Genomic DNA, 9,699 nt, shown 5'->3' on the forward strand with positions numbered 1-9,699 from the left:
AGTGATTGCTGCAGTTAGTGTAGTTTTACCGTGGTCAACGTGGCCGATTGTACCAACGTTTACGTGCGGTTTTACGCGTTCAAACTTTTCTTTTGCCATGACGGAACCTATCAGTTTTGTGTATCTAGATTACATATGAAAATAATCCACCATAGGTAGATTAAGTTAATTTTTTCAAATTTCAAATAGTTTTTTCTGACAGATAAAGGAAGTGTTTAAGGCGATTCGATTGACTGGTGCTGATAGGCAGATTTGAACTGCCGACCTCACCCTTACCAAGGGTGCGCTCTACCAACTGAGCTATATCAGCATCATCAAATTGGAGCGGGCAGCGGGAATCGAACCCGCATCATCAGCTTGGAAGGCTGAGGTAATAGCCATTATACGATGCCCGCTTTAAGGAACCTGTTCTTAAACTACCTCTAACCGTCTAGAATAAAGTGGTGGAGGGAGCTGGATTCGAACCAGCGAAGGCTGAGCCGTCAGATTTACAGTCTGATCCCTTTGGCCGCTCGGGAACCCCTCCACGATAATTCTTTACTAAGCACTTCCGGTAAAAGGAAAGTGGTGCCGACTAACCGAGTCGAACGGTTGACCTACTGATTACAAGTCAGTTGCTCTACCAGCTGAGCTAAGTCGGCACTGCTTTAGTACGGGGCGAGATTCTAGAGTAAGGTTTATTGGGATGCAACCAAAAAATTAAAAAAAATGTGATTTAATGCTTTAAATGCTCACTATTCGCGCAAAAAGCGGTTTTTTTGTTGTTTTTAACTCTTTTTAGCTAACTCATACCAGTAATTTAAGCCTTTCATTACTAGCATTGGGTCGAAAATACTCTGTGAAAAATGCCCTTGTAATAGCTGACCATAACCACCAGCAAAAATTAAGAGGCTATTTTTTGTATTTAAATGCAGCCTTGCTTGCTCAATTGCGCCAATAGTTGCCACTAAAGCACCATTTCTTAATCCGTTAGGAGTGTTTTTGCCAAGCTCATTAGCAAATGGCGTGTTTTCATCATCAAATACGCGCTGAGTATTTTGAGTGAGTGATGAGGTCATTAAATCAAGCCCTGGTAGTATCCAACCACCTAAGTGCTGCCCATCATTATTGAGAACGTCTATGGTGGTAGCCGTGCCAGCATCAACAACAATAGCAGCCATATTAGGGTAAAGCGTATAACCGCTAATAAGTGCCAACCATCTATCTATACCCAAATTACCTACTTGCTGATACGCGCAGCGTAACCCACTAAGCTCACTACTAACCGTAGCCTCAAAACAATCAATATTATACGTTTTGGCTTGCGCTAATAATTGTTTAAGTAACTCGCTACGACCAACACAAGCGTAAATAACAACCGTAATTTGCTGCCATGAAATATTATTAATATCACATGGCTGTATTTGCCCGTTTTCCCACAATACGGCTTTGAGTGAAGTATTACCTACATCAATTAACAATCTCATGCTTGCGCCTTTCTTAATGAAATCTCGCCGCCATAATAACTTTTTACTTCGCCGTCTTGGCGAATACGTACACCACCGTGCGCATCTATACCTTCACAAATGCCACGCCAACTACGATGCCCAGTATTAAGCTCTACCTGCTCGCCTGCAAACGCATTTAATGCATTCCATTGTTGATACATAGTTTGTAAGCCGTTCTCGCGATATTGCGCTAAGCGCTGCTCTAACCAATAAGTTAATGAAGCTACTAATTGATTTTTATCTAGCTGCTGGGTGTGCTGACTTAAATCTGTCCATGCTTGGTCAATGTGCTGACTGGCACTTTGTGGCATATTTAAATTAATACCAATTCCTATCACCAACTGACACGGCCCTTGTGGTTGCCCGTCTAATTCAACTAATACGCCAGCGAGCTTTTGTTTGTTTATGTAAATGTCGTTTGGCCATTTTAACTCTACATCAATACCATAAAGTGCTTTTATCGCATCATACACCGCTAAACCAACAGCAATCGATACACCCATAGCGGCTTGTAAACCATCATCTAATCGCCAAAAATAGCTGTAGTATAAGTTGGCACCAAATGGCGATTGCCATACACGCCCTCGACGCCCCCGACCTGCTTGCTGCATTTCGGCAACGATTACCGTGCCCGACTGAAGTGGTGTTTTAGCCTGAATGCGGCGCATTAGTTCGCTGTTGGTTGAATCAATGAGCGGCTGCACTTCAATATTAGCGGTATTTTGCCCTAACTCAGCATAAAGCTGTTGTATTTTTTCCTGATTAAGTAACCCTACTTGGTTATTTAAGCAATAGCCTTTACCTGTAACTTTAAATACATCTAAGCCCATAGCTTGTAGGCTTTGAATGTGTTTACTAACAGCGGCACGACTAATCCCTAATTCCTCTCCTAAAGCTTGCCCAGAGACAAACCCGCCTTTATTAAGCGCATTTAAAATAGCCAGCTTGTTTCCATCAGGTGCTTTCATGCTGATTGCTCCAAAGAGATATAGCATTCATTGTGTTGATCAATTAACCGCACTTCGTGTTCTAAGCTTATGTTATAGCGCGCTAAAACAGTGTTTTGAATATGGGTGATCATGCTGATCAAATCATCCCCTGTACTGTGACCATGGTTAACGAGCACCAAAGCTTGCTGCTGATGCACTTCAATACCGGCAATCTTATATCCCTTTAACCCCGCTTGTTCTATTAACCATCCCGCTGCGACTTTATGATGACCGGCTCCGTGTGGGTAATGAGGTAACTCAGGAAACTGCGCAAGTAACGGCACTAACGCAGCACTCGTAATAATTGGGTTTTTAAAAAAACTCCCAGCATTAGCTAGTTTATAAGGGTCTGGGAGTTTGCTATTGCGTGTTTGTATCACCTGCTCACATACTTGCTGTGGCGTCGGATTTTTTAGTTGTTGTAGCGGTCCATAACTGAGTACTGGTTGCCATATTTTTGGCAGTTTAAAGTGCACCTGGGTGATCACCGCTTTATTTTTTAACGCGTGTTTAAAAACCGATTCACGATAAGCAAAGTGGCATTGCTGATTAGTTAAAGATTTGAAGCAGTTGCTATTAATATCAAAATAGTCAACAGCTTCTATAAATTGTGCTATTTCTACACCGTAGGCACCAATATTTTGCACTGGCGCAGCACCGACTGTGCCAGGTATGAGTGCTAAATTTTCAAACCCTGCTATGCTTTGCTCAAGCAAGTAAGTCACTAATTGATGCCAATTTTCACCGGCAGCCGCACTGACTAAAAAATCATTTTCCCGTTCAGTAATATTAATTCCTTGGGTCGCCATTTTAATAACCGTGCCAGCATAATCATTTAAAAAAATGGTATTACTGCCCTCCCCTAACAGACAAAAAGGCGCGTTAAAGCTCTGAGTTTGAAGCTGCGCTGAGTCGGTGATCTCAATAAAATTTTGGCATTGGCTACTTAATGCAAATGTATGTAGGGGTTGTAATGAGTGCGCCACAAGGGTCCTAAAGATACCAGTAATTAATCTCTCTAGTTTAACTCATCGTCGCAAATTGCGCATCAGCTTGTAAAAATTGTTCAACCCACTGTGGCAATCATGTTATAAAACGGGTACTTTTTTATTTGTACTCAAGGTAATTATGAAAATCAAACCTCTTTTTTTAAGCCTCGCTATGGCCGGTATGTGCTCGCAAGCAATGGCTAGCGCAATTGATCAAAATTCCTACGCCAACCTTGATGATGTTATCACCACGCATTTAAACCTTGATTTAGACATCGACTTTGCCGACAAGCAATTAGAAGGTTTTGTTGAGCATACGCTACAATGGCAAAACGCGAAAAGCACAAAGCTAGTACTTGATACCCGCGATCTTGATATTGATAAAGTGATGTATCAAACAGCCAATGGCAATTGGCATAAAGCCAGTTTTAACCTTGCTAATCGCGACGATGTTAAAGGCTCAAAACTAACCATTACATTTAAAAGCCAAGCTGAAAAAGTCCGTATTTACTACAACAGTCGCCCAGAAGCGTCGGGCTTACAGTGGTTAACGCCAGAGCAAACAGCCAGTAAAACGCACCCGTTTATGTATAGTCAATCGCAAGCGATACATGCACGTAGTTGGATCCCTGTGCAAGATACACCGGCAATGCGTGTGACTTATTCTGCACGTATTCATACCCCTGAAGATGTGCGTGCGGTAATGAGTGCCGATAATAAAGATGCCCTTTATAAAGACGGTGATTACCACTTCAATATGCCACAAGCAATTTCGCCTTACTTAATTGCGATTGGTGCTGGTAACTTAGAATTTAAAGCGATGTCTAAACAAACCGGTATTTTTGCTGAACCGACTATTTTGGATGCCTCAGTTGCTGAATTTAATGACACCCAAGCGATGATCGACAAAACCAATGCGATGTATGGTGAATATGCTTGGGGTCGCTATGACTTACTTATGCTACCGCCTAGCTTCCCATTTGGTGGCATGGAAAACCCGCGTCTATCATTTATTACCCCAACCGTTGTTGCTGGCGATAAAAGCCTAGTTAACCTGATTGCACATGAGCTTGCTCACTCTTGGTCTGGTAACCTAGTAACCAATGCCACATGGGAAGACTTATGGTTAAACGAAGGATTTACCTCTTACGTTGAAAACCGCATTATGGAAGAAGTATTTGGTCGCGACCGTGCAGTAATGGAGCAAGCGCTTGATGCTGCTGGTCTGCGTGCGCAACTTAAAACCATTGATGCACCAGACACTCGCCTTAATTTAAAACTTAATGGCCGCGATCCGGATGATGCGTTTAGCTCAGTGCCTTACACAAAGGGTCAGCTATTTTTAATCTACCTAGAAGAAAAATATGGCCGTGATAAGTTTGATGACTTTGTTAAAACTTACTTTAATGAATTTGCGTTTAAATCACTAACCACTGCGCAATTTGTGACTTACATCAAAGCTAACTTAATTGAAAAGTACCCTGGTGTAGTGAGCATGGATAAAGTGAACGAGTGGATTTTTGAGCCAGGTTTACCAAGTGATGCACCTAACCCTACCTCTGATGCGTTCGATAAAGTAGATGCTGCAACACAAGCATGGTTAAAGGGGGATACAACTGCCGCACAATTACCTACTGCAAATTGGACAGTGCATGAGTGGCTGCACTTTTTAAATAACCTACCGCGCGATTTAAGCATTGAAAAAATGACTGAATTAGACGGCGAGTTTAACTTAACCCAATCAACTAACGCAGAACGCGCATTTGCATGGTACATGCTAGCAGTGGGTAACGGTTACCAACCGATTTACCCTGCGCTTGATAAACACTTATCGGGTATTGGTCGTCGTAAGCTAATAGTGCCACTTTACAAAGCACTTATTACACATGGTAAAAAAGACTGGGCACAAAGCGTGTACTTAAAAGCACGTCCGGGTTATCACCCACTTGCACAAGGTACCATTGACGCGTTATTTGAATAAATAATAGCGTTACCAATAAACTAAAAAGGGCCAATTTGGCCCTTTTTAATGCTTAATTATTTTGTTACTTTATCTAAAAAGGCCTGCCTTTCAGCGAGCGTTGCTTGTTGCCACCAAAAGTCGAGCATATTTGCCGCACTTGGCATGCCTTTTCCATTAATTGGCGTAATCGGTTTAATGGGACGACTCGGTTTTTGCGGGCCCGCTGAGATTGCTGTTGTTTGCTGTTTAAACTGTGCGCTTTGAACTTGTCGTTCGGCAATAATATTTAATGGCTTAGCTAAGGTGCTGCCTTTTGCTTTTAAACTCACTTGCGGTGCCTCAGCAAATACTTTTGCCGCTACCGCATTTTCAGCACGATTAAATACTAAGGTGTAATCTTTACCCGCTTCAATGGTTACATTCACCCAAAAAGGTTCTGATTCAATCACTTCATGATCGTCATAACCTAAGTCATATAAATCTGTGTATTTAAGTTTTAGCTGATAAGTACCCGGTGCTAATTCAACATCATCAACACGACTAAAAAGCGAACTTTCAATTATTCGTTCACCCACTTGCAAAGGAACAAATTCCTCAGGAAAGTGAATATTTTCTGCCAAACTTGATGCACTCACTAAGAGCGCCGCTACACTGCCTAATAATATTGATTTACGCATAATTACTCCTTTAGTTGATTTCAGTTTGACACTGCTAGCAAAATTTGTCATTAGTGACACATATATTAATCAAATAAATTAGAGTCATCATTATGAGCCAAGAGACTATTTTTACTAAAATTATTAATCGCGAAATTCCAGCAGATATTATTTACGAAGACGATGACACGCTAGCGTTTAAAGACATTAATCCTCAAGCGCCATTTCATGTATTAATTATTCCCAAGCAACCAATTGCCACTATAAATGATATAAATAATGAAAACTCACATTTAGTTGGTAATTTATACACGGTCGCTGCAAAACTGGCCAAGCAACACAACTTTAGCGATGACGGCTACCGCGTTGTGATGAACTGTAATGAACATGGTGGCCAAACTGTGTATCACATACATTTACATATGCTCGCAGGTAAAGAAATGGGCTGGCCTCCATACCAAGAAACTAAAAAAACGGCGCTATAGTGCTTAGTTAAATCTTAGATTAGTTTAAAAAAATCAAAAATACGGCGTTTTTCTTACTACACGAAAAAAAACAATTACTTATTTGCAACATTTTATGTTTAAATAATCGGAAATCGCACCTTTTCTCCAGTGAAATAATGATTCTCTAATACAAAAGGTGTGTAGGGATTGTGGTAAAATTAATTAGCCAGCTTTATAAATGAGTAAAAAAACATGAGCAGTTCAGCCTTTTTGTTGTTAGATGAAGAACCAATTAACACTATTGGTATTAACGTTTTAGAGCCATTGTTAAAAACGCAAGGCCTTGACGTAACTACGGGTACAAATATTTTAGATGTTCCGGTAGGTACTCGCTTATTGTTCATTGAAACATCAAGTAAAGACGCATGGACAAAGCTAAAAGAGCAACTCGTTAATTTACGCATCAAGTGCGATATTGTGTTGTTCAATTTAGATGAAAACCCAGAGCTTGCTAATCGCGCATTACTTAGCGGTATTCGTGGTGTATTTTACACCACAGATAATGCCGATGTACTCATGAAAGGGATTCGTTTATTACTCGAAGATCAGCTTTGGTATCGTCGTGGCATTATGTGTAATGCGCTTAACCGCATGCTGCAATTTAATAAAGATGCGCTGCATAAGCTAACTGATGGTGATATTGAACCAATAAAGCTAACGAAGCGTGAAAAAGCAATTATCTCGTTAATGAGTAATGGCTCTAAAAATAAAGAAATTGCTGAAGAGTTAAGTATTAGCCCGCATACGGTTAAAACTCATTTATACAGTGCATTTAGAAAAACTAAATGTCGTAACCGTATTGAATTACTTTCTTGGGCACAACAAAACATTCCTGACGAAATTCGTTAACGTTTGTTTGAATAAATACCATACAGGCACTTTAAGTGCCTGTTTTTATATCTTCTTTAAAAAACGCTGTTGGGGTCTTAATGCTCGACTCATTTACGCTTTATTTTGCCAGTATCGCCGTTATGACAGTGATGACGCTACTGAACTTTTTAACCTGGCGTACCAATAAGCATGTTCCCGGCACGTTACTTTATATTTTCTATCCTTTACTGCTATTAACTGCCATTGTTAGTTTTGCACTAATAGGCAAAATTCCTGATCAGATTGCCATTACCCTTGCTAATAACATGATGTTTTTAGCTTCTATTGTGCATTGTTTGTCACTGAGTCAATTTTTAAATTATCATGGTCGTGGCCTTAAGTTTGTTTGCCTATTTACAGCGCTCAGCGCTTTGCTGCTTGTTTATTTCACATTTTTACAGCCCTCAATGCGCTCACGGGTATATATTTCTGATTTGCAGCATATTGTAGAGGCCACTTTTTTATTATTTATATTTATAAAATATGCGCGAAAACCCTACCCTAACGCCAGTATTGTTTACATAATTATTTTAACTTTAGTTGCAGCAAGTTTTATTACCCGAAGCCTATTTATGGATGACATTGCACAACAGGATGCCATTTTAAATTCATGGTTTAACTCACTGTTATTTTTAAATAGTGTTATTGCCCCCATGTTCTATGCTGCAGGTATGGCGTTGTTATGTAATGAGCGCAGGGAATTACGACTTAATAAACTCACCGAAAAAGCTCATAAAGATTTAGAAATTCGCGGACTGTTTTTATCCACCATCAGTCATGAAATACGCACACCACTAAACGGCATATTAGGCAGTGCACAACTGGTATTAAATCAAACCAGCGACAGCCGCAATAAAGCTTATTGCGAAGCCATTATCAACTCAGCTGAGTCACTCAACTTACTAGTAGATAAAGTGCTGGAATACGCAAGCTTGGATCAGCATGACGAAGCCTTGTACGAAGAAGACATAGAGTTCAAAACTTGGCTACAAAACTTATGCCTGCTGTTAAGTCCTCTGGCCGAACAAAAACAGCTTAAATTTGAGCTTGCCTGTAACATCCCTGATAAAGCCTGTTATTACTGCGACCAACAAAAGCTCAGACAAATCATTATTAATCTTGTTGGTAATGCGATTAAATTTACCGACACCGGCACAGTAAAAGTACAGATTGATTTAATTAATGAAACTCAGCTCGATCATACTCTTAAAGTAAGTGTACTCGATTCGGGCCCGGGTATTGAAAAAGATGAAATTGATTACTTAACTGAGCCCTACATTCAAAGCAGCGCCGGTAAGGAAAAAGGCGGAACAGGCCTAGGACTAGCTATAACCAGTCGCCTTCTCGATAAAATTAATAGCCAACTAGAAATCACCAGTGAGCTGGGAGTGGGTAGCGTATTTAGCTTTAACATGACGCTAGCCATAGGTGAACTTAGCCTTGTAGAGCAGCGCCATCAAAGTAAGGATTATTTAACTGGGCTTGATGTGTTACTTGTTGAAGATTTAGATTTAAACCAAAAAATAGCTGTTGAATTTATGGCTGACGACGAGCATAAAATTAAGCTCGCTAAAGATGGCAAAAGTGCGATTGAGTTGATGAAAAAATACCACTTTGATGTGGTGTTACTTGATATGAACTTACCCGATTTAACAGGGCAGCAAGTGCTAAAAACACTCAAACGAGTGGAGCATAAAAATCAGCGAACTCCGGTGCTGGCCTTTACCGCCAGTTTGAGCCCTGATGAAATCAAAGAATACTTAGCACTGGGTATTAAAGACATTGTTGGCAAGCCATTAAAGCAAGAAAAACTACGCCAAGCATTGAGTGATTCACAGTCAACACAAACCGCTAGCATTGTCGTCGAGCTGATTGATACGTTATATGATGAAACCGCAACAGACACCCTGACAAGCTCTTTTAGTATTGATGAAGTATCTTCTATCTATAATGAATTTATTCTTTCTGCTCGTAATAAGCTGAGCCGTTGCCAAGCTTTATTAGAGCAAGACCCCGAGCAATGCATTAAGTTATTACATCGCCAAGCTAGCACCGCTATGCAACTTGGTTTTAATAGCTATGGACTAGCTCTAAAAAAAATTGAGCGACGCTTACTAGATAAAAAACCATTAAATAACTCGTTAAATGAAGCCAGCACACTGTGGCAACACAGTTTAGAAGCGTATTTGAAGTATGTGCGGCAAGGACTAGGGTAAAAACGGGCTACGGGCTATCAAGT

9 protein-coding genes and 4 tRNA genes are annotated in these 9,699 nt (G+C 40.4%); 4 read left to right on the forward strand and 9 right to left on the reverse strand.

The window, feature by feature from the left end; genetic code table 11:
* From CWC14_RS17660 to murB, 8 genes are all read right to left on the reverse strand, one after another.
* The coding region (locus tag CWC14_RS17660; protein ID WP_238322767.1) for a GTP-binding protein at positions 1 to 99 on the reverse strand (99 nt) is incomplete at its 3' end.
* 135 nt (positions 100 to 234) lie between these two features.
* Positions 235 to 310 (reverse strand) — tRNA-Thr (locus CWC14_RS17665).
* A gap of 10 nt (positions 311 to 320) precedes the next feature.
* A tRNA-Gly gene (locus tag CWC14_RS17670) sits at positions 321 to 395 on the reverse strand.
* Between the two features lie 46 nt (positions 396 to 441).
* Positions 442 to 526, reverse strand: a tRNA-Tyr gene (locus tag CWC14_RS17675).
* Positions 527 to 565: 39 nt separating this feature from the next.
* Positions 566 to 641: transfer RNA gene (locus CWC14_RS17680), tRNA-Thr, on the reverse strand.
* 126 nt (positions 642 to 767) lie between these two features.
* A complete protein-coding gene (locus CWC14_RS17685; protein ID WP_138564198.1) occupies positions 768 to 1,466 on the reverse strand; it encodes a type III pantothenate kinase in 699 nt (232 codons plus the stop codon).
* Positions 1,463 to 2,455 (reverse strand): bifunctional biotin--[acetyl-CoA-carboxylase] ligase/biotin operon repressor BirA, encoded by a 993-nt coding sequence (gene birA / locus CWC14_RS17690; RefSeq protein ID WP_024602235.1) that lies wholly within the window; start codon positions 2,453 to 2,455, stop codon positions 1,463 to 1,465. Before birA ends, CWC14_RS17685 begins: the two co-directional genes overlap by 4 nt.
* Entirely contained in the window at positions 2,452 to 3,462 is a 1,011-nt protein-coding gene (gene murB / locus CWC14_RS17695) for a UDP-N-acetylmuramate dehydrogenase (RefSeq protein WP_138564200.1), read from the reverse strand. The genes birA and murB overlap by 4 nt, the downstream gene beginning before the upstream one ends.
* Before the next feature lie 142 nt (positions 3,463 to 3,604).
* Here murB and CWC14_RS17700 point away from each other — a divergent pair, with 142 nt between their 5' ends.
* Entirely contained in the window at positions 3,605 to 5,446 is a 1,842-nt protein-coding gene (locus CWC14_RS17700) for a M1 family metallopeptidase (protein WP_058155358.1), read from the forward strand.
* A gap of 56 nt (positions 5,447 to 5,502) precedes the next feature.
* Here CWC14_RS17700 and CWC14_RS17705 read toward each other — a convergent pair whose 3' ends face one another.
* Positions 5,503 to 6,105 carry a DUF2057 domain-containing protein gene (locus CWC14_RS17705; protein ID WP_138564202.1) on the reverse strand — a complete coding sequence of 201 codons (603 nt, stop codon included), beginning with the start codon at positions 6,103 to 6,105 and terminating at the stop codon, positions 5,503 to 5,505.
* 92 nt (positions 6,106 to 6,197) lie between these two features.
* Here CWC14_RS17705 and CWC14_RS17710 point away from each other — a divergent pair, with 92 nt between their 5' ends.
* From CWC14_RS17710 to CWC14_RS17720, 3 genes are all read left to right on the forward strand, one after another.
* Positions 6,198 to 6,569: a histidine triad nucleotide-binding protein gene (locus tag CWC14_RS17710; protein WP_013466185.1), complete on the forward strand. Its 372-nt coding sequence runs from the start codon at positions 6,198 to 6,200 to the stop codon at positions 6,567 to 6,569.
* Between the two features lie 213 nt (positions 6,570 to 6,782).
* On the forward strand, positions 6,783 to 7,439 hold the full coding sequence (locus CWC14_RS17715) for a helix-turn-helix transcriptional regulator (protein ID WP_138564204.1): 657 nt from the start codon (positions 6,783 to 6,785) through the stop codon (positions 7,437 to 7,439).
* 80 nt (positions 7,440 to 7,519) lie between these two features.
* The gene (locus CWC14_RS17720; protein WP_138564206.1) at positions 7,520 to 9,676 is read left to right on the forward strand and encodes a response regulator; all 2,157 of its coding nucleotides are present in this window, start codon (positions 7,520 to 7,522) and stop codon (positions 9,674 to 9,676) included.
* The last annotated feature ends 23 nt before the right edge of the window (positions 9,677 to 9,699 follow it).

Origin of the sequence: Pseudoalteromonas sp. S3260 (genome assembly GCF_005886925.1) — a bacterium.
GTDB classification, from domain to species: domain Bacteria; phylum Pseudomonadota; class Gammaproteobacteria; order Enterobacterales; family Alteromonadaceae; genus Pseudoalteromonas; species Pseudoalteromonas tetraodonis.